The 25,180-nt window shown below is 63.1% G+C and carries 15 protein-coding genes and 1 pseudogene; 5 read left to right on the forward strand and 11 right to left on the reverse strand.

All coding sequences use genetic code 11. The features are described from left to right. The first annotated feature begins 480 nt into the window (after positions 1 to 480). Positions 481 to 2,478 (forward strand): RNA polymerase sigma factor RpoD, encoded by a 1,998-nt coding sequence (rpoD, locus tag P0D71_RS35110; RefSeq protein ID WP_408187572.1) that lies wholly within the window; start codon positions 481 to 483, stop codon positions 2,476 to 2,478. A gap of 394 nt (positions 2,479 to 2,872) precedes the next feature. Then, positions 2,873 to 3,349 (forward strand): PRC-barrel domain-containing protein, encoded by a 477-nt coding sequence (locus tag P0D71_RS35115; protein ID WP_091804246.1) that lies wholly within the window; start codon positions 2,873 to 2,875, stop codon positions 3,347 to 3,349. A gap of 262 nt (positions 3,350 to 3,611) precedes the next feature. Here P0D71_RS35115 and P0D71_RS35120 read toward each other — a convergent pair whose 3' ends face one another. The 8 genes from P0D71_RS35120 to amaB form a co-directional block, all read right to left on the reverse strand. Continuing rightward, a complete protein-coding gene (locus P0D71_RS35120) occupies positions 3,612 to 4,418 on the reverse strand; it encodes a YfaP family protein (protein ID WP_408483807.1) in 807 nt (268 codons plus the stop codon). 307 nt (positions 4,419 to 4,725) lie between these two features. After that, positions 4,726 to 6,354: a DUF2300 domain-containing protein gene (locus tag P0D71_RS35125; RefSeq protein WP_408483816.1), complete on the reverse strand. Its 1,629-nt coding sequence runs from the start codon at positions 6,352 to 6,354 to the stop codon at positions 4,726 to 4,728. 166 nt (positions 6,355 to 6,520) lie between these two features. Continuing rightward, the gene (locus tag P0D71_RS35130; protein WP_408483808.1) at positions 6,521 to 11,323 is read right to left on the reverse strand and encodes an alpha-2-macroglobulin family protein; all 4,803 of its coding nucleotides are present in this window, start codon (positions 11,321 to 11,323) and stop codon (positions 6,521 to 6,523) included. Next, complete coding sequence (locus P0D71_RS35135; protein WP_408483817.1) at positions 11,320 to 12,066, reverse strand: DUF1175 domain-containing protein; 747 nt, start codon at positions 12,064 to 12,066, stop codon at positions 11,320 to 11,322. Before P0D71_RS35135 ends, P0D71_RS35130 begins: the two co-directional genes overlap by 4 nt. A gap of 165 nt (positions 12,067 to 12,231) precedes the next feature. After that, positions 12,232 to 14,022 (reverse strand): DUF2138 domain-containing protein, encoded by a 1,791-nt coding sequence (locus tag P0D71_RS35140; RefSeq protein ID WP_408483809.1) that lies wholly within the window; start codon positions 14,020 to 14,022, stop codon positions 12,232 to 12,234. Positions 14,023 to 14,485: 463 nt separating this feature from the next. After that, positions 14,486 to 15,682, reverse strand: coding sequence for an aminotransferase-like domain-containing protein (locus tag P0D71_RS35145; RefSeq protein ID WP_408483810.1), 1,197 nt, complete (start codon positions 15,680 to 15,682; stop codon positions 14,486 to 14,488). 122 nt (positions 15,683 to 15,804) lie between these two features. Continuing rightward, positions 15,805 to 16,977: an NAD(P)/FAD-dependent oxidoreductase gene (locus tag P0D71_RS35150; RefSeq protein WP_408483811.1), complete on the reverse strand. Its 1,173-nt coding sequence runs from the start codon at positions 16,975 to 16,977 to the stop codon at positions 15,805 to 15,807. A gap of 139 nt (positions 16,978 to 17,116) precedes the next feature. Beyond that, complete coding sequence (gene amaB, locus P0D71_RS35155) at positions 17,117 to 18,616, reverse strand: L-piperidine-6-carboxylate dehydrogenase (protein ID WP_408483812.1); 1,500 nt, start codon at positions 18,614 to 18,616, stop codon at positions 17,117 to 17,119. 474 nt (positions 18,617 to 19,090) lie between these two features. Here amaB and P0D71_RS35160 point away from each other — a divergent pair, with 474 nt between their 5' ends. Next, positions 19,091 to 19,459, forward strand: coding sequence for a response regulator (locus P0D71_RS35160; protein ID WP_408348506.1), 369 nt, complete (start codon positions 19,091 to 19,093; stop codon positions 19,457 to 19,459). Between the two features lie 161 nt (positions 19,460 to 19,620). Here P0D71_RS35160 and P0D71_RS35165 read toward each other — a convergent pair whose 3' ends face one another. Further along, complete coding sequence (locus P0D71_RS35165; protein ID WP_408483813.1) at positions 19,621 to 20,463, reverse strand: HTD2 family dehydratase; 843 nt, start codon at positions 20,461 to 20,463, stop codon at positions 19,621 to 19,623. 306 nt (positions 20,464 to 20,769) lie between these two features. Between P0D71_RS35165 and P0D71_RS35170 the strand changes: the two genes are divergently transcribed. Both P0D71_RS35170 and P0D71_RS35175 read left to right on the forward strand, forming a co-directional pair. Further along, complete coding sequence (locus P0D71_RS35170) at positions 20,770 to 21,582, forward strand: 2OG-Fe(II) oxygenase (RefSeq protein ID WP_408483814.1); 813 nt, start codon at positions 20,770 to 20,772, stop codon at positions 21,580 to 21,582. 314 nt (positions 21,583 to 21,896) lie between these two features. Then, complete coding sequence (locus tag P0D71_RS35175) at positions 21,897 to 23,816, forward strand: FUSC family protein (RefSeq protein WP_408483815.1); 1,920 nt, start codon at positions 21,897 to 21,899, stop codon at positions 23,814 to 23,816. Between the two features lie 584 nt (positions 23,817 to 24,400). On the opposite strand, the gene P0D71_RS35180 is transcribed toward P0D71_RS35175, so the two are convergent. Together P0D71_RS35180 and P0D71_RS35185 are read right to left on the reverse strand one after the other, a co-directional pair. Then, entirely contained in the window at positions 24,401 to 24,589 is a 189-nt protein-coding gene (locus P0D71_RS35180; protein WP_353615898.1) for a hypothetical protein, read from the reverse strand. 86 nt (positions 24,590 to 24,675) lie between these two features. Continuing rightward, a pseudogene (locus P0D71_RS35185) lies at positions 24,676 to 25,180 on the reverse strand (DUF6531 domain-containing protein); the annotation flags it as partial.

The following is a 25,180-nucleotide window of genomic DNA, read 5'->3' on the forward strand; positions in this document are numbered from 1 at the left end:
GAGAACGATTGACACATCGTCAACCCCCTTTTGTGAATTTTCTTTTGACCAAGTGCCGATCCACGCCAGAACCAAGCCGCCCCTATATATAAGGAAGTAGGACCAGCGGGCCCGCGTCATGTGAGAACGACCAAGTTCCTCTATAGTGAGGAGCTTGAAATCCACCAATACGCACGCACCTTGGAACACGGACCCGACAACCGCTCCAAGCCCGACCAGCGGCCCGGGGATGCACCTGCAACAAACGCGCATGATGAAATGATGTGCACACAATGAGCGCGAAGGCTGAAGCTCGTATATAATGCGAGCCGCGCGAATTTCGCACATTTCTATCGGCCCGCTTCGAGCGGGCTCATCTTTTTTGCTCCCCAGAGCACAGCCAAACAACCGCGTTGAGTCACTCAGGTGATGTTGAGCCATGCTCGAAACGCCTGACGGTCGCGTCTTGCGTCTCATAGCGAAGCCTCTAGAGGAGAATACGTGAACCCTTTTGATCGCGAAGATTCGCAACACGAAACCGCCGGCTACGCCGCCAAAGCTCCCTCGGGCCGTACGGCCAAGGGCAAGGGCGCCGGCAAAGCGATCCCCGTGGCGGCCGAGCTGCCGCCGCAGCAAGCCGAAGAACGTCAGCGCCAGATGCGCGCGCTGATCCAGCTCGGCAAGGAACAAGGCTATCTGACCCACGCGCAGATCAACGACCATTTGCCCGACAACTTCGCGCAAACGGCGGCGATCGACAGCATTGTCAGCGCGTTCAACGACATGGGCGTGCAGGTCTACGAGCAGGCGCCGGATGCGGAAACCCTCCTGCTCAACTCGAACGCCCCCGCCGTGGTGTCGGACGATCAGGCGGACGAGGAAACCGAAGTCGCGCTGTCGACCGTCGATTCCGAGTTCGGCCGCACGACCGACCCGGTGCGCATGTACATGCGCGAAATGGGCGCGACCGAACTGCTGACGCGCGCCGGCGAAATCGCGATTGCCAAGCGCATCGAAGACGGCCTTCACGAAATGGTGCAGGCGATTGCCGCCTGCCCGCTCGCGATCTCGGCCATTCTGGCGAGCGCCCAGCAGGTTGCCGACGGCGAACTGCGCATCGACGAACTGGTCGACGGCCTCAATGAAGACACGGTCGCCGCCGAAGAAGACAGCGCTAGCGCGGACGCGTCGGCCGATGTCGACGCCGACGCGGACACCGACGACGACGAAGACAGCGACGACGACGTCGGCCCGGCCGACTCCTCGGCCGCAGACGAAGCACGCCTGAAGCAGCTCACGAGCGACTGCCTCGAAATCTTCGCCCAGGTCGGCATGTTGTCCGACCAGATGAACGCTTCGCACACACGCGGCGACGTCACCTCGAAGGCGTACCAGCGCGCGCGCGAAGAGATCCAGCAGCACCTCGCGAAGATCCGCTTCACGGCACGCACCATCGACCGTCTGTGCGGCGACGTGCAGCAACAGGTTGCTCAAGTTCGCGCGATCGAGCGCAACATTCTGCAAATCGTCGTCACGAAGAGCGGCATGCCGCGCGAAAAGTTCATCGAGTCGTTTGCCGGGCATGAGGCCGACCTCGGCTGGACGGAACGCGCCGCACGCTCGAATACATCGTACGGCGCGGCGCTGGAGCGTCATCTGCCGGCAATTCAGTCCGAACAGCAGAAGCTGATCGAAATCGAAGCAACGGTTTCGCTGCCGCTGAAGCATCTGAAAGAGATCAACCGCCAGATGGTCGCGGCCGAATCGAAGATGCGCAAGGCGAAGAGCGAGATGATCGAGGCGAATCTGCGTCTTGTGATCTCGATCGCGAAGAAGTACGTGAACCGCGGCATGCTGTTCCTCGATCTGATCCAGGAAGGCAACATCGGCTTGATGAAGGCCGTGGACAAGTTCGAATACCGTCGCGGCTGGAAGTTTTCCACGTATGCCACGTGGTGGGTCCGCCAAGCTGTCACGCGTTCGCTCGCCGATCAGGCTCGCACGATCCGCGTGCCGGTGCACATGATCGAAACGATCAACAAGCTGAACCGCATTTCGCGCGAAATCCTGCAGCAGACCGGTCAGGAAGCGCATCCGTCCGTGCTCGCGGAACGCATGGAACTCTCGGAAGAGAAGGTGCGCGGCATTCTGAAGATCGCCAAGCAGCCGGTGTCGATGGAAACGCCGGTCGGTGACGACGGCGACGCCACGCTCGGCGACATGATCGAAGACTCGGCAGCTTCCTCGCCGGCCGACGCAGCCATGCAGGCCGACTTGCGCGCCGCCATCGACGACGCGCTCGACTCGCTGTCGCCGCGCGAAGCCAAGGTGCTGCGCATGCGCTACGGTATCAACACGAAGTCGGACCACACGCTCGAAGAAGTCGGCAAACAGTTCGACGTGACGCGTGAGCGGATTCGTCAGATCGAGAGCAAGGCCATGCGCAAGCTGATGCATCCGAGCCGCGCCGACCGCCTGAAGTCGTTCCTCGACCGCTAAGTCAGCAATTAGGCCAGCAATTAAGCCAGTAATTGCGCTTGTCGTGCGTCACGCACGGCAAGCGCACCACTCCTCCTCCCTCAGCAAGCAAGCAGCGAAATGATCCCGCGGTGGGTGATTCGCGCTGCCGCCCGCCTTCCAGCCGCATAGAACGCGCCAGACTCGCGCTGAAAAATCGCGAAAAGCGCCCGACGTCATTGCGCGTCCGCGCAACTTTCTCCAATACATCTCCCCGCAATTGCCGATCAGGCGCATGCACGTCCAGGCGTACTACGCCCGCCACATGCGGCAGCCACAGCCAATCGCCGCAAAGCGCTCCCGCGTCCATCATCCCCGCAGGCAACGGGCACAGTCGTTGCGCGCTCCTCCGTATACCTTTTATGAGGAGCAAATCATGACTACCCTCGATCCCCACATCCCGGCATCCGCCGGCGCGCAAGGCGCAACTATTGTTGGCGTTGGTATCGGCGACGGCCCCGGACCGGACGTCATGGCCGCATCCACGCTCGACGGCAACAAGGTGATCTCATCCGACGGCGAACATGTCGGCAAAATCTCCGACATCATGCTCGACGTGCGCGGCGGTCGGATCGCTTACGCGGTGTTGTCCACCGGCGGTTTTCTCGGCATAGGCGACACACTTCACGCTATCCCGTGGAGCGCGCTCACGCTCGATACGGACGACAAATGTTTCGTGCTCGACGCAAGCGCCGAATTGATCAAGAACTCGCCGGGCTTCGATAAGGATAACTGGCCTTCCATGGCGGATACGCAATGGGGCGCCACCGTGCACGAGTATTACAACCGTCGGCCGTATTGGGAAGCCACGCGCGACGTGGTGGAGGGGCGAGAATCGGACTCCGATCTTTGATTGGCGCATGGTTGGTCGGGATCAGGCCGTCAACCTGAGCGAGGAAAAGTGCCGCGAGCCGTTCTTTAACAGAAGGCGTGCATAGCGCTGAGTTTGTCCACGGCATTTGTCCACAGAAACTGTTCGCAAGCCTGTGGACAACCTGCGCATGACTCACGCAACTCGTTGAACGCATTGGCTTTCACCTGCGCGCTCTCAATGAGTCGCGGGTCTCACCGCTTGGCGGACATAGGCGTGGCTTCGCGGTATTACGGCAACACAGTTACGGCAACACAAACGTTTTCACGAGCGTCAGTTCACCGGCCTTGCGCATAGGCACCCGAATCGTTTCGCTCTTTTCGTTCGGCGTATTCTCGTTCGCGATGATGGTGACCTGCGCGACGGTCATATCGGCGCCGCTATTGCCGCTGCCGTAGTAATTCACAAACACCAGATATGTGCCCTTCAACGGCGCTGCCGACGAGTAAATCTCCGGTCCATAGCCGGTCGTCACGTCGACGTCGAGCGCGCCGCCATTCGGCGCAACGCGCTCGCCGTACCAGGTGTGCGCGCCGTCGGGCGACACGACGTGCAAATCCAGATCGGTGCCGTCGGTGTCCCACGCGAGCAGCACGCGCAGCTTCGGCTGGGTCTTGCCGCTATAGGCGTCGTAGAACTGTACGCGTTTGCGGCTGCCGTCCGGCGCGCGCAGTTCGACGCCGTTACTGCCGGCAGGAAACGCGTAAGGCCGCGAGAACTTGCCGTCCTCTTCCACGCGCTGCGGCAATGGTGTGCCGTCGACCACGAGCGTGCCCACCGTGGTGCCCTTCTTCTTCGGCGTGTTGCGAATCTGCCCTTCGATCAGCGCGAATCTGGACTGCCCTTCCGGCGTCGATACCGACACTGCCGGGTAATGCACGTCCTGCGTATAACGCTCGCTGTCACCGCTCGTGTTGCGCCAGCCATTCAACGGCGCGGCAAAGTCGATGTCGCTCGCATACGCCGCCGGCGCTGCCTGCAGGCAGGCCAAACAGGCTATTGCGAACAACTTGTGACTCGCTTTCATCCAACCCGTCGTCTCGACCTTCATCTTCACTGCTCCCATCCCGCTGTCAGAGTCGCTCGCTGTTCGCGAGCATCAGGTCGCCGATCTTGCGCAGCGGCGCGACCCTCGTTTTCATGCCATTCGTTCGGCGTGGTTTCGTGGAACCACTGCTTCAGCGTCGTCCCGATCACGGCGCCATCGTGCGAAGCGCGTATCGACGTTGTAGCCGGTCGAATCGAAGTTGCCCTGCTAATTCACATACAACAGTCACGCTTCACGCCCGAGCAGACGCCCGCATGACGCACCAAAGACGGCCGGCTCAACAGACATAACGGCAAGCGCGTGACGATATTCATTGGATCGAATTGTCAGTACGAATCAGCGTGCGCGCGGTCCGCTCGACGAACGTCTCATCGAGACCACGCGGATGATGCTGGAACGCGAGGTGAATATATTCATGCGCCAACGCGATACGATCCTCTTCGGTTTGCAAGCGATACACGTACACGCGATTGCGCTGCGCGTCGGCATACGGTCGCCCTTCACGTACCGCGCACACCGCGGGCAGATCGGGGGTTTCGTAGCCCGCCGCGCCGTCCATGCGCCGCGCCCACAAAAGCGCGTTGCGCTGCAGCCAGGCCTGCGCACCGGCCACCGCGATGCAGTCGCCCGATAACGGACTCTGGAACGACGTCAGCGTCGCTTGCGGCCAGGTGCGCGCGAGAATGGCGTCGAACGTCAAGCCGGTTTGAGCGGAGGCCTTCGCGGCCAACCAACTCATCTGTCCCGGCGCGGCCTTGTCGTGGTGATACTGGACGGGCACGCCGGTCAGCACGAGCGCATCGGTCAGATCGGCGGCATGACGCGCGGCTGCCGTCGGCGCGCGCGGCAGGACGCGCTGCGTGCTGCTGCTGTCGTCGATACGCAAACAGCCGTGATCGTGGCTGCCATGTTGCACGACGTAGGTTCGCGCCGCGACGGCTAGCGCCTTGGCCGCCTCCGGCTGGCTGGTGTCGCCTTCGCGCTCGACTACGCGCGCCACGTAGTCGTTCATGCCGAACCGGCCGACCACTTGCGGCGCGCCCACAGCATCGCGATCGAGCCGCAATTCGCCGCGGCTCGTCACGCGCGCCCAATTGCCATTCACAAAGCCGACCCGGAAATCCCCGCGCAATGGACCGTCCGTTACGGAGGCCGGCCCTTTATCGCCGAGCACTTCGCGAATCGGATAGCGGCTGAAGAAATCGACCAGTACGCAAGCCGTATCGTCCGGCACGGTGATCTGCGTGAGCAGCGGCGCGATGCGCGGCGCGGCGGCCGCCAGCACGCGCGCGCTGCCACCCGAACCGCCCAGCCACACCGGCGTGCCGTCGGCGAGCCAGCCCGCCGCGCCGCCAATCGAGGCACCCGGCCGCGCCGGATCCGGCATCGTCCAGGTCTTGGCGCGCAGGACACTGCCGTACAGCGACACCGTGCCTTCGCCGCGTCCGCTGGTCAGCACCGACACGAGCGTGCTCGCGGCCGCTTCGCGCGGCCGGCTCGGCATGGCCTGCAACGCGGCGAGCAATTCGGCTACCGGCACACGGCGCGCGGGCGTCATGGCGTGCAGATCGCGCAACCAGACGGGCGCGTGAGCGGCAGTCCAGTACTTGCGCCAGTCGGTGGAATCGAGTTGCAGGCGCGCGGGCTCGAAAAAGAGTCCGCACGACTGCACCAACGCATGTTCGCGATCGATGTGGCCGCCGGTCATGCAGCAATACACTTCTTCCGGGTCGTCGCCGTTGCAGGCGTAATCCGGGGTGGCGATGTTGCGATCCAACAGATAGCCGTAGACGAACAGTTTCCACACGCTGCCGAGCGGCGTCTCAAGCGTGCGTGGCAAGTCATTCGCGGCCTGAGGCGAGAAGCCGACCGGCGTGCCGCTGCCGTCGGCTTGCCAAAGCCGGTCCTGGCCGTCGCGCAACCAGGCAAAGCGCAGCATCTGCGGCGCGGAGGCCGTGGCCGACACAGTTGAAGACGAAGCCGCCGCGTCCGTTGCCGTTCCGTTGAAACCGCACACCACGCTCACGGCGAGCGCGATCCGCAGCGTGGCTGCCAGACGATCGCTTAAAGGCCGTAGCGCGCGGAACATGGCGGTCTCGTCTCGCTTACTGGATGCGCAACGTCGTCACGCGATCGCTCTTGCCGCCTTCGAACGCCTTCGCGTCCGGCTGATACATGCGGAAGTACCGCGCGGGCGGCAGCGCGAACGTGCCCGGTAATGCGAAGCGCACCAGTTGCCGCAGCGTGACCGGCCGGTCGAGCAACGGCACGGGCTGGTGATATGCGAGCTCGCCCATCTCGTAGGACGCCACGCGTTGGAACGGCTGCGGGCCGCTCACGTCCTCTTTCGCGCCCGGCAGCCCGTCGATCGACACGCCCCAGCTCGTCGCCTCGACATCGCCGCCCGGCGGCAGCGGCACGTCGAGCAAGCCGTAGTGGTACGCGTTGCCCGAGCGCGGCGTGAGCGTGACTTCGTCGACGTAGAGCGCATTGCTGTCGATCGCATCACCCGGCTTAACCAGACGCGCGGTGAACGCGGAGCGGCCCAGCTGGCTCTCAGCCGCCGCATCTTTTTTCTTCGGATCGGCCGCGATCTCGACCGGTTCGAGCTTGTAGAAACGCCGCGCAACAGTGATGTTCAGACGGCTGTCTTCGCTCGTGTGACTGCGGAACGAGACCAGCGCGTTAACGTCGGTGCGCGCGGCGCCGGCGTCGAGCGTGGCCGGCAGCGTCGCGCCGGTCCACTTGTAGAGCGGCGTGCCGGTGGGCGTCGCGGCGCGCGTCCAGCCCGAGCCTTGCAGCGACGGCAACGACGCCGCCGCCACCTCGCCGCCCAATGCCTTGCGCAACCACAGGAGCGTCAGCGCGCGATCGAGCGTCGGGTAATCGGCGCTGCTCTTCGCTAGCAAAGCCGATGCATCGACTGCCGCGCCGCCGTCGCCGCCGGACATGACCAGCAGGCTTAGCACGAGCGGTGCCGGATCGCTGCTCAACGCAGTACGCGCGGCGCTCGCCGCAGCGTCGAAACCATCGGGCAATTGAGCATTCGCGCTGCGCGCCATGCTCGCGATCAGCAGCGTTGCCATCTGTTTGCCGCGCGGCGAATCGGCTTGCGCGAACACGATGCTGTCCGACGCGTTATACGTGCCGTTGCGCGCCGGCGCATTAGCCGTGGCGGCCGCGTCGCTCATCAGGTCGGCGGCCACGCCCGACACCGGCGTCGCAACCGGCAAGCCCATCTGCTGTATCAGCCACAAGGCCAGTGCGCGATGCAGCAGCGGCTCTTTCGCACCCGCGTCGCGATAGACGTCCATGGCATGCTGCCAGTTGTCGGCGGGCAGGCTGATGCCGAGGCTGCGGCTCGCGAGCCAGTCCGCGTAATACGCGTAAGCCGTGATCAGCGCGCTGCCGCCGGTGGTATCGCCCCACCAGCCGAAGGTGCCGCCGACGCCCGCCAGCATGGCCAGACGCTGCCGCTGATTGCGCAGCAGCGCTTCGAGCCCTTGCGTCGAACTCGCGTTGTCGGCATGGCCGATCGCATCATGCGCGAGCGCGAGCGGAATCAGGCGGCTCGAAGTCTGCTCGGCGCAACCGTACGGATAGGCGATCAGATCGTCGGCGACGCGCATGAACTGGCTCTGCGCGCTGCCAATGAATCGCACACTGACGTCCTGCGCGTCTTGCGGCAGATTGAGCGGCTTGTTCGTGCCGTCGAGCGCCAGCGTGTTCTGATGCAGATCGAGCCACCCGCTCGCGTCCAGATGAATCGTGGTTTGCAAACGATCCACATCTTTACCCGCGCTGCGCAGCGTCGCGTTGATCACGCCATCCTTCAGCGCGCCGCTCGGCAGGCGCAAATAGTTCGCGCCACGCTTGAGCGTGACCTTCTGATTCAACGAAAGGCCGCCGCCCTCCACGACCCACTGCGCGTCCATGTCCGCGTCGGTCTGATTGAAAGCGATCATGTCGATGGCGGGCTGATCGTTGACGCGGAAATGCGACGGCCCGCTCCACTTCAGATACAGCGCCTTGTCCGAGCGCACGTATGCGGTACGCTGACCGACCATGCCATCCGGCGCCGCGGCGCGCACGGTAATGCGCCAGCGCGCCAGCGAATCCGGCATCCTGAACGTCATGGTGGCGTGACCGTTCGCGTCGGTTTTCAGGTTGGCTTCCCACGCGGCCGTGTCCTGATCGTCGCGGCGCGGCCGTTCGAGCACTTTCACACCGCGCTCGTTGTAGTTCGCGCGCTGTGGTCCGCCCGGCGCGCCCTTCAACGGCGAGCGCGCGAGGTCGTAGGTGATGAACGACAGGCTCGACGAAGTCCGCACGTTATTCCGGCGCGGGTGATAGAAAAAATCGACGATATTCGGCGCGATCTCCGGCTGTAACACGTAGACCATCTCATCGACCACGCTCACGGTCAGGTTCGCCGCTTCCGGTTTGCCGTTCACCGTGCTGTCGAGATTCAGCGTGACTGTGTCGCCGGGACCGTACACCGGCTTGTCGCTCTTCACGTTGAGTTCGATCTGCGGTTGGGCGACCACGATGCCCGCGTTCTGGAACACGTATTCGCCGGCGTGCACGTACAACACTGAGAACGTCATGTTCGGCGCGAAATCAGCGCCCACCTTGATACGCGCTTTCCATTGCGACGGCGCGACGCGTTGCAGTTGCAGCCAGTCGCCGCCTGCCGTCAGCAGCGCGCGACGTTCCACGTTGTCGCGTTCGAGCGTGAGCAACGCGTCGTCGACCGGCATCGGGAACGTGATCAGCGCTTCGGCGGTATCGCCGATCTTGTACCTGTCGCGATCGAACACGATCTCGACACTGCCCGGAATCGCCTTCACGCCGTCGCCCGCAACCCAATGGCTGGCGGCGGCGAGCAGGTTGCCCTGGTCATCTTTGACCGACAGCATGTACGAGCCCGGTTCGTCGAATTGCACCGGGAACGACAGCTTGCCGCCCGCGCTCGTGCTCTTCAACGCGCCTTCGCCATGCGTTTGCGATTCGAGACGCGTCCATTCGTATTTCGACGGCGCATGCGAAGCGGGATCGATCGCACCGAGCGCCTGCAGATCGAAGCTGACCGATTCCTTCGGTTGCGAGAACGATTTGGCTGTGGTCAAACGATACGGTGTCGCGCCGCGCGCGATCAGCACTTCACGTGTAACTCGCACCTTGTACGCCGCGCCGTCCTGCGCGAACAGCGTCAACGCATAGCGGCTCGGCTCCTTCGCGGCCGGCAGCGTGAGACTCGCATTGCCGTCGCTGTCCGTCTTCAACTCCTGCTGGTCGAGCTTGACCGGGAACAGACCCGCATAACGCAATTCGCCGTCGACGATCGTCACTTTTTGCGCGCGCAATGTGACCGAGATCTTGCTATCGCGCACCGGCTTGCCGTCCGGATAGCGCAACTGGATCTTGCCCTTCAGCGCCTCGCCGGTCGCGTAGTCGGCTTTATCCATCGAGAGGTTCACGTCGAAGTGCGGCTTCACATATTCGGCGACGCGAAATGCACTGCCGTATACATCGCCGTTGTAGTCGAAGCGCAACGTGTAGCCGCCGGCGGTGGCATCGGCGGGCAGTGTGAACGCGGTATCCGCGCCCGTGTCGGAAGCGAAATGCACCTTGCTGCTCGCCACCGGCGCGCCGTTCGGATCGAGCACGTCGAGCTTGAGATCGGCCTCGGCGGGCGCGGACGATTGCGTCGCGTTCTGGAACGTGCGGCCGATGAACTTCACATGTACCGGATCGCCCGGCCGGTACATGGGTCGGTCGGTGACCGCGTAGATCTTCGTGTTATAGATCTCGCTGTCGTAATAGAAATTCTCGGAGACGAACACACCGCCCTGCGGATCGGTGCCGAGCACATAGCTGCGCTCGGGGCTCACGTGTTGCAGCACCAGCGCGCCGTCGTTGCCGGTCGTGCCGCTTTGCAGGACGCCCACGCCGTCGGTCCAGTTCACTTCCGTATTCGCGACCGGCTTGCCGTTGTCGCGCCGCGTGGTCCATACCAGCATGCCGTTCGGCGCGGCTTTGACGACCGCCACCGTGTCGGACACGAACAAGAGCGTATGCGCGCGATAATTGCCGATCACCGCCTCGACGATATACAGCCCCGGCGGCAGCTTGCCGACCGGAATCATCACGTTGCCTGCGCTGGCTTCGATAAAGTTACTGCTACTGCCCGCGAGATTCACACCCTTGGGCGGCTGGATCACTTTTGCGTCCCAGATCGGATAGCGGAAACGCGCGACCATGTCATAGCCTTTGAGCGGCGCGAATTGCGAGTTCGGCTCGGATTGCGTCTGCTTACCGGTCTGCTCGCCGAGCTTGAATTGCGGCGCAGCTTCAGTCGCCTTGCTGCGGGTCGCGAAAGACAGCACACGCTGCCACGCGCGGCGCGCTTCGGTGAACCAGCGGTCCCACAGATACGCGAGCGTATTCGCCAGCCCTTCACCCTGATAATTCGGCGCGACATTCAGCCGGTGCAGATTCTTCTGCGCCTTCAGAAAGTCGAGCGGCTTCGGCACGCGATACACGACGATATCCGCGCCGCCATACGCCTGCAACGCGTCCTTGAAGTCGCGGCCGGGCGCTTCGAGCCGCACCCGCGCGAGTTGATTGCTGGCGAAGCTCGCGTCCGAGAGCAGGAAGAACGGCTGACCGTCGACCTTCTGCGAACTGAAGTTGCTCGACGGCGCCGTCTGCAACGTTGGATTTCCTGCGATGTTGGCATCGGCGGCGGTGTTCGACGCTTCGTCGTCCGCATAAGCAGCCGGTGCGACGGCGAACGTCATGGCCGCGAATAAGACGGGAAGCAGCGCCGCGAACGCGCATGCCGCGCGACGGCGCGCGTTGCCCAACCAACCGCGCGATGGCGTGACGGAAATCATTCGGGTCATGGTGTCAGAAAGTCCAAACGAAACACGCCGACGAAATTCGGATTGCCGTCGAGCGGCTGCCAGCGGGAATCTTTCCATTGCATCAGGTCGGAAACGGCCACGGCGCGCAGACCGGTATCGGTCGGCGTGACGGTGCCTGTGTGATAAGCGATGTAGCGATCCAGCCAGATCATCAGATGCTGGTCGTCGCCCTGGTCGAAGAACAGCAGATCGCCAGGCAGCGCCTGGTTCACGTCCTTCGAAACAAAACGGCTGTTGCGTTGAATCAGTGCGATTGCCGACGCGTACGCGCCGGTGGAACCATCGAGCTGGGTCCAGCGGTTGGCGATCGTGCGCTGCGCTGCGGACAGTTGCAGTTCGGGCGGCATGCTGCTGGTATCCGCGAGACTGGTCATGCCATTGGCGCGCAGCCATCGGGTGTCGTGCGGCCTGAGCGTCTCGCCGACCGCGAAGCGCACGAGCCCCGCGCAATCGCGTTGGGTCCAACGCGGCGTGGGTCCGCGCCGCATCTGCTGGTCGACGATACGCACGAACCACGCGCGAAATGCCGCCGATTGCTGCGGTGAGAGTGCGTCGGGGTCGGGTGATGCGGTGGTGCTGGTGAGCGCGTGCGCGTAAGGGGTGTAGGGCGCGAGGCCCGCGACGGCGAATGCATATGCAACGCGTGCGAGCCACGCGCGGCGCGAGGCGGTGGCGGCGTGGCGTGCGACAGGCGCGGGATGCGTGGACTGCGCAACATGCACGGAGCGCGTCGACTGCGCAGCATGCGCGGCATGCGCGGCATGCGTCGGCTGAGCAGCATGCCCGAACTGCGCGGCATGCGCTGGCCTTGCTGCGACCGCGCCTTGCGGCGCGCGCTCAGGCGCGCACGTCGCGACTGTCGCGTCGGGTACGCGAAGGCGGCGCACTCAGTCGCCCTCGGTGCCAGGTTGATCCGCGGGCGTATCCGCAGCGCTTTCTGTCGAACCGGCACCGGCTTTCGCGCGATCGAACCACCACTCCACCGGCACCCAGCCCGTCGAGCCCGGCAGGTTTTGCGGCAGCGTCAGCGAGACCGGCGGGTAATGAGCGAGCGCGTGCAGCTTCGGCACGAGATGCGTGCGCGACGCGTTGCGGAACACCGCTTCCTGATCCGCCGGCAACGCCGCGCCCGCCTCGCGTTCGATCAGCGCGGCGGCCGACGAAGGCGTGAGCGTCAGAATCGTGCGCGGCAGACGCTGCGGCGCGAGCGTATCGGCCAGCGCCGGATAGCGCTTGTCGAGCACCGCGAGCGTGTCGTCGACGAGTCGCCCGTCCGGCGAGAAGATCAGATAGCCGTGCGCGAGGGCGAGCGTGACCGGAAAATAGCGCTCCGCCGACAACTGCGACGCGAACGACGCCTTGCTGGTCAGTGCCGTGCCCGACCGCGCGCTGACGGGACGCTGCCACACGGTAACATCCGCGCCCTGGTCGCGCGTGGTGACCGGCAAGCGGCGATAAGCCGACGAGTCCGCGCCGTCCGTTTTGGCGGCCTTCGCTTCATAGGCGCCGATCACATCGCCGAAGGTCTTGCCGAGCGCCGCCTTCAATGCGGCGACACCGGCCGCGTCCTGCTTCTTCACGCGCGCGACGAACACCGGCGCGACCAGCGTCGACTTTGCATACCAGCACACCGCCGCGGGACCGGCGAGCTGATCGCCAATCGCGGCAGCGTTATCCGCGCCGCCGGCCACCTTGCCCAGCAGACCCGAGGCTTCTTTCCAGTCCGCCGGCAAACTCGTGCAGGCCGCCGGATTGGCTGGCAACGCGCGCCACAAATCGGCGCTGTTCCACTGCTGCGGCAACTTGCCCGGGTCGATCAGCGCCGAGGTTTGCCAGTTCGCCGCTGCACGTCCCGAAGCATTCGACGAAAAATCGAAGCGCAGTGCGTCGATGCCGGAGAAGAACGCCTGATAACCGAACGACAGATAGTTGGCCGACACCACCAGCCGGTGACCCTTCGGCGCCTCGCCGGGTGCGTCGAGCTGATAGGCGCGCGCTGCATCGTCGCGGCGCGAGGAGAGCATGTCGGACACCGCATCGGCCCGCTCGCCGAGCAGGCCGCCCTTCTCGTCGAGCAGCACGCCGGGCGCGGACAGTACGACCAGCCGGTCGTCCTTGCTGGCGAACAGCAGCGTGCGGCCCACTGCCAGTTTCAATGCGTAGACCGGCACGTCGCCGGAGAGCTTCGCCACCTGGCTCAATTGCGCGTCGCTCGTGGCGACATTGCCGACGCCTTGCAGCAGCTTCGCAAAACCGTTGCGATGCATCGACATCACCCAGTAGCCGAGGCGGCCGTCAGGCGAGCGCCACAGCAGCACGTGCGCGGGTTCGTCGAACACACGGCGGATCACTTCGTCGCGCCAGTCGAGCTGATGTTCGAACGCGAGCCGGCGCAGCGCGCCTTCGGCGGACAGCCGCGTATTGCTCGATTCGTAGTAGTCGACGAAGTCTTGCGTGAGCACGTCGTGCAGCAATGGCACGCTCAGAATGTCGCGCGGCAATCGCGAGAGCGCTTCACTGTCGATCACCGCGTCAGGGTGATGAATGTCGAGGACGATTTCGCCATTCCCGGCGGCTTTGCGATGCGCAAATGGACGCCACACCGCCTGAATGACCACGCCGGCCACAACCAGAAGACCGACAACCAGGATTGCAATCTTTTTTCGCGACATCTTCATCTGATTTCTTCTGGTTCGATGCGACGGTATTAACGGGAATGCCCGGCGGATTAAACCAGCGGGATCATGGCCGAAGGCAGCGATGATAACCGATATTTTTAACGCAAAACCAACGGCACTTCCTATTTAACAGTCGTGCCACTTCAAGGTTTGACAAAAATCGGACACACGTCTAATTAAGACGATTGGGAACCGAGTCCATTCGATGCGGCGATCTGATTCGCCAAACCGGCACGAACAGGATCGGAGATTATTTGCTAGGCATGCACGCCCCTTGCGTTCAGCGCGCCGTGAATAATGCCTTTATCCGTGAACGGTCATGCAAGGCATTACGGTTCGCGGGTTTTATGCTAAATCCACGCAATTAAACGCGCATGTAAAAAACCCGGCGGTACAGAGAGTGCCCGCCGGGTTAATTGCGCATCGCGCTTACTACTTTGATATCGATCTGTCTTAGCCGCTGTCAAAACCGTTCGAGCGCCTGTTTCATTCTCTGCACGCCGGTTTCGATATCGGCTACGCCGGGCGCGGCAAACGACAAGCGCAGCGCGGCGGTATCGATATTGTCTTTATAGAAAGCCACGCCCGGCACAAACATCACATTGCGCTCGATACAAGCGCGCAGATAATCGGACGCATTCTGACCGGCTTTCAGTCGCGCCCACACGAACATGCCGCCAGCCGGGCGATGAAACGCAATGTGCTCCGGCAGTTGCGCTTCCAGCGCGTCGCACAGCGTGCGGCATTTCACGGCATAGGCGTCGACGATGCGCGGCAAATGCCGCTCGAGCGCGCCGCTTGCGAGGTACTCCGCGGCAATCGCCTGGGTCCACGGCGAGCTGCACAGGTCGACCGTCTGCTTGGCGACCACGCAACGGCGCAGAATCTCCGCATGCGCGAGCATCCAGCCAACGCGCAGGCCGGGCGCGACGATCTTCGACAGACTGGAGAAATGCACGACCCAATCGCGTGAACCCGGCACCTGCTCGCTCAACGCGAGCAGCGAAGGCAGTGCTGCGCCGCTGAAGCGCAGATCGCCATAGGGATCGTCTTCGACGATCAGAAAGCGGTAACGCGCCGCCAGTTTCAGCAACGCCATGCGACGTTCGAGCGACAAGGTCGCACCGGTCGGATTGGCGAAGGTGGGCACGGTGTACAGCAGCTTCGGCGCGCGGCGCAGCATGCCCGACTCGAGCTGCGCGGCGAGCGCGTCGACGTCGAGGCCATTCTGATCGACGGGAATCGTGACCACATCGGCCTCTTGCAGCTTGAGCGCCTGCAAGGTCGCGGGATAGGCGGGCTGTTCGACCAGCACCACGTCGCCGGGCGCGACCATCACGCGCAGCAGCAGATCGAAGCCCTGCTGCGAACCGGTCGTCACGAGCAATTCCTGCGGCGTGCAAGGGGTGCCTCGGCGCATCATTAAATGCGCGAGTTGTTCCTTGAGGACGACGAGGCCGTCGGTGGGGCCGTATTGCAGGCAAAGCGTGGTGTGTTGTGTCGCCCGCGCCGCGGCGGCGTCGAGTCCTTCACGATCGAATAGATCGCTCGCCGGATAGCCGCCGGCGAACGAGATCATGCCGGGTTGCGCCAGATACTTGAAAAGCTCGCGAATCGGCGAACCGGTCGGTGCTTCGAATGCGGGATTGAACGTGAACATGGTGACGGGCCGCTTATCTCTAGAGGGAAGATCGGCGTCGATTGTGGCCAGTGTCAGGGTGAGCGGCAAACGATATCTACGCACTACGTATTGCGTTTTTCGCATCACCCCGGCGCACGCGGCTACACCACGTTCTTCTCCACGATCGGCCGGTTTTCGAGCACACGCGTGAAACTCAACGAGCCCAGATCGAGCGTCGTGTAGCGGCCATGCAGAATCAGTTCGCTGATGCCGCGGCCCGTTGCGGGTCCTTGCTGCAAACCGTGTCCGCTAAAGCCGTTGGCGAAAATACAGTTATCGACATCCGGGTGGTAGCCAATGATCGCGTTCTGATCGAGCACGTTGTATTCGTAGTAGCCGGACCAGCAATTCTGCACACGCAGTGCTTCGAATTGCGGCACGCGTTGCGCGAGCGTCGGCCAGATCACATCGTCGAATAGCGCGTGATCGACTTCGTCGAGCGGCAGATCGTCGGGGTCGTTATCCGCCGAGGGTGACGTCCCGCAGATAAACGATTTGCCTTCCGGGCGGAAATACACGCCGGTCGGATCGATCAGCAACGGACACCGTTCGAGCTGCCCCGGCGAGGTGACATTGAAAATACTGCGGCGCCGCGCATAAACCGGAATGTCGATACCGGCCATCTGCGCGACTTTGCGTGACCACGCGCCGGCGGCATTGACCACCACGTCGCAGGCGTAGGTCTCGCCGTTCGCGGTCTGCACGTGAGTCACACGTTTGCCGTCGCGCTGGAGTGCGGTGACGTCCGCCGCGATGTAGCGCGCGCCGAGCGATTGCGCCTTCTTGCGCAGCGCCTGCACGAGCCCGTAGCCGTCGAACCAGCCTTCGCCACTCTCACCGTATGCACCGGCCACGAGGTCTTCTGTATTGAGCCAGGGAAAGCGCGCTTGCAATGCAGCTTTGTCCAGCAGACTGATATCGGCGCCGAGACTTTTTTGCAGTGCGTGATTCTCACGCAGCGTCGTCTCGCCGGCCGGCGTCGCGAGGAACAGGTAGCCGCCTTCGTGCAGATCGATCGACGGTTTGGCGCCGTCGACTTCGAGCCGTTCACCAATCGAGCGCAGAAACTCGATGCCGAACAACGACATCTGAATGGAAAGTGGCGTGGAGAATTGCTGCCGGATCGACGCCGCCGATAAGGCCGACGACGAGCGCGCATAAGTCGGATCGCGCTCGATCACCGTGACGCTGACTGTCGGATCGGACAGCCGCAAGAAATACGCGATCGAGCTGCCGATCACCCCACCGCCGACGATCACGACTTTGGAACTCACGTCTTACCCCACGAGTAGCGTGGCCGCTCTTAACGCCGGCGGCGCAAACGGATTGCTGAAGAAGGTTGGGCAAAGCCGCAGCGGCGCGTGAATGCGCCGCTGCCTGTTACGGATAAACGAACGGATTGCGCGAGCGGTATCAACCGATATTGAAGTCGATACCTTGCGCGAGCGGCAATGCCGACGAGTAGTTGACCGTGTTGGTCGCGCGGCGCATATAGGCTTTCCACGCGTCCGAACCCGACTCGCGGCCGCCGCCGGTTTCTTTCTCGCCGCCGAACGCGCCGCCGATTTCCGCGCCGCTCGGCCCGATGTTGACGTTCGCAATGCCGCAGTCGCTGCCCGAGTCGGACAGGAAGCGTTCAGCTTCGCGCAGATCGGTTGTGAATACACACGACGAGAGACCGTGCACCGCCGCGTTGTTCGCTTCGACCGCATCGGCGAAATCGGTGTAGCGCAGCACGTACAGAATCGGTGCGAACGTTTCCTTCAGCACCACCGCCGTTTGCGACGGCATTTCGACAATCGCCGGACGCACATAGTAGCCGCCTTCATAGCCCTTCACGTCGACGCGCTCGCCGCCGAAGACCTTGCCACCTTCAGCCGTGGCCTGTTGCAGCGCTTCCTGCATGCGGCCATACGATTGCTTGTCGATCAGCGGACCCATCAGCGTGCCCTTTTCGAGCGGGTTGCCGATCGGCACCTTGCTGTACAACTGCTTAAGACGCTCGATGGTTTTGTCATACACGCTTTCGTGCACGAACAAACGGCGCAGCGACGTGCAACGCTGCCCGGCCGTACCGACCGCCGAGAACAGAATGCCGCGCATGGCGAGTTCGTGATCCGCCGTTTGCGTGACGATGCCCGCGTTGTTGCCACCGAGTTCGAGCAGCGAGCGGCCGAAGCGCTTCGCCACTTCCACGCCGACGGTACGGCCCATTTCCGTGCTACCCGTGGCGCTGACAATCGACGCGCGCGGATCGGCCACCAGCTTTGCGCCCACATCGCGGCCGCCGTTGATCAGCGCGGTGAGACCGGCCGGTGCATCGCCGAACTCTTGCAGTGCCTCGTTGAGAATCTGATTCACGGCGAGCGCGGTAAGCGGCGTCTTTTCCGACGGCTTCCAGATCACAGCGTTGCCGCAGACCAGCGCGAGCGCCGCATTCCACGACCACACCGCAGCCGGGAAATTGAATGCCGAGATCACGAGGCAAGTGCCCATGGGATGCCACGTTTCCGCCATACGATGCCCAGGACGCTCCGAGGCGATGGTCAGACCGTACAACTGGCGCGACAGACCTACCGCGAAATCGCAGATGTCGATCATTTCCTGCACTTCGCCCATACCTTCCTGGAGAATCTTGCCGGTCTCGAGCGTGATGATGCTGCCGAGCGCCTGCTTCTTCTCACGCAGACGGTTGCCTAGCAGACGCACCAGTTCGCCGCGGCGCGGCGCCGGGACGTTGCGCCAGACGGTGTACGCCTCTTTCGCCTGAGCGAGAGCCGTGTCGACTTCCGCCACGGTGTTGCTGGCCACGCGGCCAATGAGTTCGCCGGTGATGGGCGAATGAACCGCGATGTCGCCGGCTTGCGCCGCGTGGGCGATGCCGAGGTCGGCGAGAATGGTGGAAGCGTCCATGAAGATCCCTTTTATTTCCGATGCGAAACAAGAGTAAGTTCGGAAACTATACACGCGGGTTTTTCTGGCGGCAAGGGTATTTGCCCGGGAACGGCGGCCTAAAGACTCCTAAAGGCTTACTGAGCTTGAGTAACGCACGGAGCGAATGCATCGCTGCCAGCTTTCGCGTGCGTCGGCGCCGGAGCAGCGGGCACGCGCCGGTCGCATCACGTTCGTTTCTTATTGGAAATAGGGGCTGCCTTTGGTGGCATCATGGAATCGCCATGCATGATGAAAGCAGAGGTTGACGCGCCCTCAGCGCTCACAAGACAAAGGCCAAATAAACTGGCACGAATCAAGTGTCAGGCACGACCCTTGCTTTTTCTTGCGGCTCGACAGGACCACAACGCGTGGCAATTCAGCCCGCTCCCCTGTCACGACTGGCACCACGAACATCCGGGGCCCAGTCCAACCGACATTTCAGGCATAAGCATTATGAGTCGCGTATTACTGGTCGACGACCAACCCGAGGCATTGTCCGCGCTGCGCGCCGTGCTGGTCGGCCGTGGTTACACGGTCGCCACGGCGGCGGACGGCGCCGAAGCTTTTGAACGACTGCAACGCACGCGCGTCAGCGCCGTGGTGTGTGACTGGCGCATGCCCAATATGGACGGCGCCGAGCTGATCGAATCGATGCAGGCGCGCAGTGAACTGGCGTCCGTACCCGTCATTCTGACGAGCGGCAGCGGCGAGGCGCCCGCGTTGCCCGTCAAAGGCTTTCTCAGGAAACCGTTCGCGCTGGACAAGCTGCTCTCATTGTTGGCCGAATGCGAAAGCGACGCGGCGCTGCCCGCTGTCTGCTGAACGCGGTGTTGCGATCGCGGGCGAGCATCGTCGATGCGCTCGCCAGCCTGAATCGCGCACAGAAGCGGGGCACGCGATGGACTCATGAGCGCGGCCATGCGGCTTCGCGGTGCGGTGACCTCCGAGCGCAATCGCGGCTGAACGATCGAATCGCTTGAATCTCACGCAAGCGCCGCGGTGGCGCGCATGGTCAGATAGCCTTCGTGGTCTTTGGCCCACAGGTCGATGATCTTGCCGTCGGCGGATGGCTTGCCGCACACCGTGAACGCCTGCCCCGCAAATGTCGGGCGCACCGCCTTGAAGGCGAAACTCTGCAGCGTGGCGTCCGGTTGTTCGCGGCGCACCAGGTCGACCAGCAGCGTCGCAATCAATGGACCATGAACGATGAGCCCCGGATAGCCCTCGACCTCCGTCACGTACGGGTAGTCGTAGTGAATCCGATGGCTATTGAAGGTCAGCGCCGAGTAGCGGAACAGCATGACGGGGCCGGCATCGATCGTGCGACGCCACGTTTCCCCTTCCGGCGCGAGTTGCGGCTGAGGTGGCCGCGCGCCCTCCTGCGGCTCGTCGCGATAGACGATGTCGTGCTCCTCTTCGACCTTCAGTTCGCCGCCCGCTTCAATGGTGTGCTGCACCGTGACGAACACGAGACGGCCGGACCGGCCGGTCTTGTCTTCGATATTGGCGATGGTCGAGGTCCGCGTGGCGCGCTCGCCCACTTTCAGCGGCGCATGAAACGTCAGCCGGCCTCCGGCCCACATGCGGCGCGGCAGCGGCACGGGGGGCAAAAAACCGCCGCGCTTTGGATGGCCGTCGGGGCCGACCTCGGACATCGGCGCAGTCGGCAGAAAGTACAGCCAGTGCCAGAGCGGCGGCACGCTATCGCCGTGTTCTTCGCGATCGAGCGTGGCGGCCATTGCCGTCAGCGGAAAGGCCGTGATGTCGTCTTCGGCCACCATCTCCTTGTCGAGCCAGTCGTCGAGTTTCTGCGGGGAAGCAGACATAGGCAAAGTCTCCGGATGTGCGTTGGGCCTAACAGGGTTTTACTATGAACAGGGCAGCACGTCCCGCGAAGTCGGCATTTCCAAAGCGGGCGTCGGGTTTGTCTAAAGTCCGCCGCACTGCCGGACTGCCGCGTGCGGAAGCGCACGCCCCCTGCCGGGGCTGGATCGTTCAGAACATCATGCACCCGTTGCCCGAGCAGCGACTGCGAAACGCGCAGAATTGAAGAGCAAGAGTCGGAGGGCGTGACAGAACGCCTGTACTTACACTCAATCATCGTTCTGGTAATAGCGTGATGGAGAGAGTTCATGGATACGATTGCGAAGGGTCAACAGTCGCACTCGCTGGAGCTGGAGTTCGGAGCCGGTGCGATCCAGAAGCCGGATCTCAAAGACGGTGAGACGCAGACGGCCGGCTCGCTTGCGCAGCGCATCGGGTCGGTCGACTGGTTCGAAATAGAAGAAGGTTTGAACGCGTATGGCTGCGCGATGCTGCGTAATCTGCTCAGTGCCGGGGAATGCGATGCGCTGACTGCGCTCTACCCGCGCGAAGCCTTGTTCCGCAGCCGCGTCGTGATGGCGCGGCATGGTTTCGGCCGCGGCGAATACAAGTACTTCGCTTATCCGCTGCCGCCGTTGATCGCGGATTTGCGTACCGCGCTTTATCCGTGCCTCGCGCCCGTGGCGAACCGTTGGAACGAGGTGATGGGTATCGACGTCCGCTATCCGGCTACGCATGCAGAATTCATCGAACGCTGCCACGCCGCCGGTCAGACGCGCCCCACGCCGCTCATGCTTCAATACGCGATCGACGACTACAACTGCCTGCATCAGGACCTCTACGGCGAACACGTCTTTCCACTCCAGGTCGCAATTCTGCTGTCCGAGCCCGGCGCGGACTTCACAGGCGGCGAATTCGTCATGACGGAGCAGCGTCCGCGCATGCAATCGCGCACGGAAGTCGTGCCGCTCGGCAAAGGCGACGCGGCAGTGTTCGCGGTCCACCACCGTCCGGTGCAAGGGACACGCGGCGCGTACCGGGTGAATTTGCGGCATGGCGTGAGCCGCCTGCGCTCGGGCCAACGGCATACGCTCGGGGTGATTTTCCACGACGCGACTTGAGCCGGCCTCCGATTGCCGGGCTTGCCGCAGTTAGTTACGCGTGCTGCTGCGCCGCCGCAAAAATTCGACAATCGTGATTTTGACCAGGTATGATTCGGGAAAACCCGAACCCGCCGGATGCGCTGCGCCACCCCTTGCAGCGTATGTCGGCGTGTCTGTTCGAGTGTCATCGCCCGTTGTCGGGTGGGGCTGTTAGCCGGTGATCCCGGCATGGCGGCCCAATCCGGCGATACAAAGCTGGCGGGCCCGCGCGCCCGCCTCGTCGCAGTCGGTCAAAAGCCGAAGGCGGCCAATTAGCCTGGACATCATCGATCATGATTGCTGCCGCGTTTTCGCGCGTCGCCGACCGCCTGCTTGCCGCGGATCCCGGACTCGTACGCCTCCATACCGCGCTGCGCGTTGCGCTTGCCTGCCTGCTCACCGGCGTGGCCAGCGTCGCGTGGACTGTCTCCGTCCACCAACCCGTCACGCTCGCCGCACCCGGCATCCTCTTCGCAATGGTCGCGCCGCTGTTCGTGCGCGAAGCGCGGCGGCCCGCATGGTTCGGCACGCTCTTCACCCTCTATCTGTGCGCCTGTGTGTGCTTCGCTACGGCGAGCGTGCTGAGCCGCTATCCGCTGGCCGGCGACGCCGGCTTCCTCGTCGTGATGTTCGTTGGCATGTTGTGCCAGGCATGCGGTCCGCGTGCGTTGGGCTGTGCGATGCTGGGCGTGGTGTGTTTTTACCTCGGTCTGTATCTGCATCCATCGACGACGCATCTCGTGCAGTCGCTCCTGCTCTCCGCGTTCGGCCCGTTGATGGTCACGCTGGTGGGTCGCGTGATCGTACCGATGCGGCCCGCGACGAGCTTGCGCCTGGCTGTGCATACGGTCACTCTGCGCGCGTCGCGTGTGCTTCACGCTCCGGCGGCGGCGCATCTCTCGGCGTTGAACGAAGCTGCGCTTTCGCTCGAAGAACAGTTGGCGCTGTTGAATCCGTCCGATGCGGAAACGATTCGCGAACGGATCGTCGAAGTGGAAGTGGCCGCCGGGCAGTATGCGTTTGCATCGGGGCATGCGGATGGCGGCGGCGAGGCAAGTGCCGACGTGTTGCGTCACGCGATTGCGGGGCTCAGGGAAATCGCAAATCGAGGCCACATCGCTCGATGCGCTTCATCTGTACATGCAAGCGGTGCAGCTGCGCTGACTGCGGCGCAGCGCCTCGCCGACTTGCGCAGCAAGCTCTGCTGGCTCCCCGCCACGCGCGCGACGACGGCTGCACTACTCGCGATGCTGATCGGTCACTCGCTTTCGCCGGAGCGCTGGTTCTGGGCGGTCATTACGACGTTCGTCGTGTTTCTTGGCACGCGCTCGCGCGCCGATACGGTGTACCGCGGCGCGCAGCGCCTCGTGGGGACGCTGGGCGGTGCGCTCGTCAGCGTTTCGCTGGTCGCGCCGCTGCAGGACTCACCGGTTTTGCTGGTCGCCGCGATGGTGCTATGCGTGTTCGGCTGGGCTTACTTCATCCTGAACGCGTATGCGCCGGGTGTGTTTTTCATCACCGTGCTCGTGGGGTTGGTCTACGGCGAGTTGGGGTTCGCAATGGGCCCGCTGGTCGAGATACGAATTGAAGAAGTGCTGGTGGGCTGTGTCGTGTCGTTCGCCGTCGCGATACTGATGATGCCGCTCGCGGCGACGCGGCATGTCGAGACGAGGCTGAGTTCGGTGTTGGGCGCGTTGCGTGAGGTGGTGCGGCTCGCCGGGGCGGGTGCGCTAGCCGCTGATGCGGTTCCGGCCATGCGTCAGCTCGATCGCAGTTGGCACGACCTGCGGATCGCGCTGCGGCCGCTGCAGACGCAGCGCGTGGTGGTGTGGAATCCCGATGTCGAACTGGCCACCGGCTCGCTGCTGTGTTGTCTGCATTGGGCGCGAGTGTTGAGCGATTCCGCACGGCGCGGCGGGTTGCGCGAAGAGGTGGCACTCAATGCGGCGGAGGTGGGCGCGGCGCATGTCGATTCGATCGTGGCGCGGCTCGATTCGTTGATTGCGCGGTACAACGGCGCCGTGGTGCGCGATGCGCGGGGTGGGCGGGATGAGCTTGCATCGGTGACGGCTGCCGCTCATGTTGATGCACGTAAGGCGCCGGCACTCGCGCAACTGGATGGCGCGGTCGCGCAGTTGTTCGATCGATTGACACGGCCGGCGTCGGATGCGCGGCGGGTGTTTAACTGGGCGTTGCGGGGGCGGGGGGTTTAGGAGTGCCGGGGGGGGGTGTAAAGCTCATTGGCGATAAGGTTACGAGGAGCGGAGCCAGCGGATTTGGATCAAGTGTGTAAGCGACCAACTATTGCAGGTTCTCGTCGTAGTTCAGAACCACGGCATACGGCGGATGTTTAGCCATCGATAACCTCTGCATTCTTGATATCTTGCAAACGCTGTTGGCATGCACGGCGCTTGTAAGCGACGGCTCGTCAGGCCGGCGAGCGCAGTGCACACGGTCCCGATCGTCATAATCCCAGTTTGGGCGCGTGCGCCGTCTGAATGCTGGCGTTGGAGTCGGTCGAGAAGAAGCGTTCCACACCGTTGTGTCCACCGCGCACATTGCCAATTCGCTATTCGTACGCGACCCAAGCTGCTCGCGGAATTGATGATTAGGTTCGACCCACGACGTTGAACAAAGCCGCAGCGCCAGAACCGGCACGCTGCTCTGCCTTTTTTTCGCGGATCGACAAGAGCCCGAATTGGCTGCCAGCGGACGACGCCTAGGTGGCGCCACCCGCTGGAACATGCCTTTGTGATGACTGAGCGTCGGTCGACCAAATCACCGAACCTCGGAAAGATTACTCTTCAGACGGTCTGTCGATCGGTGCCTCTGTAAAAGTAATGTATTGCTTGAGATCAGGTTGACCCAGCGCGATGAGACTGAGCACTCCAGCGCCAAACCGACGCGCAAATTCGTCGTCAAGTCTGAACTCGAATTCATCCAGTAAAACGGGCATTTCAATTGCCCCTTTCAACGCCGTGGCCATCCTTCCTCGCTCGACTGACTGCAAGATCAACTGTTGACGGTCTTGGTCGTAAGTTACAACCACGGAACATGGTGGAAATCTGATCATCAGTGCCCCCTGCACTCCTGATAGTCGTCAAATGCATTCTTCTTGCAAAGTGCGAGGCCCGCCAAACCACCCATATATTTGGCAAGCGAGTTACACCTGAACATATCGGACTCATACTTCGCGTGACAGTCCGCCTCACGCCACTCATTATCCCCGCTGCTCCCACACTTGACCATCCCACCGTCGCCGCTTCCAGCTCCGAAGAGAGTACTGTAAAGCATCGCCCTTTTTGCCGAACTGGTCAGATCCGGCACCAGCACAGGATAAGGGACTTGCGCCTGATCGCTCAGCATCACTTCCGTTGCCTCGCCCCATGCTGGAAGTGCAGCGCTCAGTTCACTTTCAAAAAGTTTCTCCGTTAGCGTAGCTTTCCACCGCATGTAGCACTCGACACAGATGCCTGGTACGAAGGCCCGTGTATCTGACTGCAATCCCGTGAGGCTGGCGGACGGTGCAACCGGGTCATTGCCCAGTTCCCAGTTGGTGAGCCACATTCCTAACTCG

This window comes from Paraburkholderia sp. RL17-383-BIF-A, from assembly GCF_046028015.1.
GTDB lineage: Bacteria > Pseudomonadota > Gammaproteobacteria > Burkholderiales > Burkholderiaceae > Paraburkholderia.

Excerpts from the sequence above, each read along its gene's own strand:
- P0D71_RS35145 (WP_408483810.1), bottom strand. The coding sequence starts at position 15,682 with ATGTTCACGTTCAATCCCGCATTCGAAGCACCGACCGGTTCGCCGATT.
- P0D71_RS35160 (WP_408348506.1), top strand. The coding sequence starts at position 19,091 with ATGAGTCGCGTATTACTGGTCGACGACCAACCCGAGGCATTGTCCGCG.
- P0D71_RS35180 (WP_353615898.1), bottom strand. The coding sequence starts at position 24,589 with ATGGCCACGGCGTTGAAAGGGGCAATTGAAATGCCCGTTTTACTGGAT.
- P0D71_RS35125 (WP_408483816.1), bottom strand. The coding sequence starts at position 6,354 with ATGCTGCGCTTTGCCTGGTTGCGCGACGGCCAGGACCGGCTTTGGCAA.
- amaB (WP_408483812.1), bottom strand. The coding sequence starts at position 18,616 with ATGGACGCTTCCACCATTCTCGCCGACCTCGGCATCGCCCACGCGGCG.
- P0D71_RS35115 (WP_091804246.1), top strand. The coding sequence starts at position 2,873 with ATGACTACCCTCGATCCCCACATCCCGGCATCCGCCGGCGCGCAAGGC.
- P0D71_RS35120 (WP_408483807.1), bottom strand. The coding sequence starts at position 4,418 with ATGAAGGTCGAGACGACGGGTTGGATGAAAGCGAGTCACAAGTTGTTC.
- P0D71_RS35130 (WP_408483808.1), bottom strand. The coding sequence starts at position 11,323 with ATGACCCGAATGATTTCCGTCACGCCATCGCGCGGTTGGTTGGGCAAC.
- P0D71_RS35140 (WP_408483809.1), bottom strand. The coding sequence starts at position 14,022 with ATGAAGATGTCGCGAAAAAAGATTGCAATCCTGGTTGTCGGTCTTCTG.
- P0D71_RS35170 (WP_408483814.1), top strand. The coding sequence starts at position 20,770 with ATGGATACGATTGCGAAGGGTCAACAGTCGCACTCGCTGGAGCTGGAG.
- P0D71_RS35175 (WP_408483815.1), top strand. The coding sequence starts at position 21,897 with ATGATTGCTGCCGCGTTTTCGCGCGTCGCCGACCGCCTGCTTGCCGCG.
- P0D71_RS35165 (WP_408483813.1), bottom strand. The coding sequence starts at position 20,463 with ATGTCTGCTTCCCCGCAGAAACTCGACGACTGGCTCGACAAGGAGATG.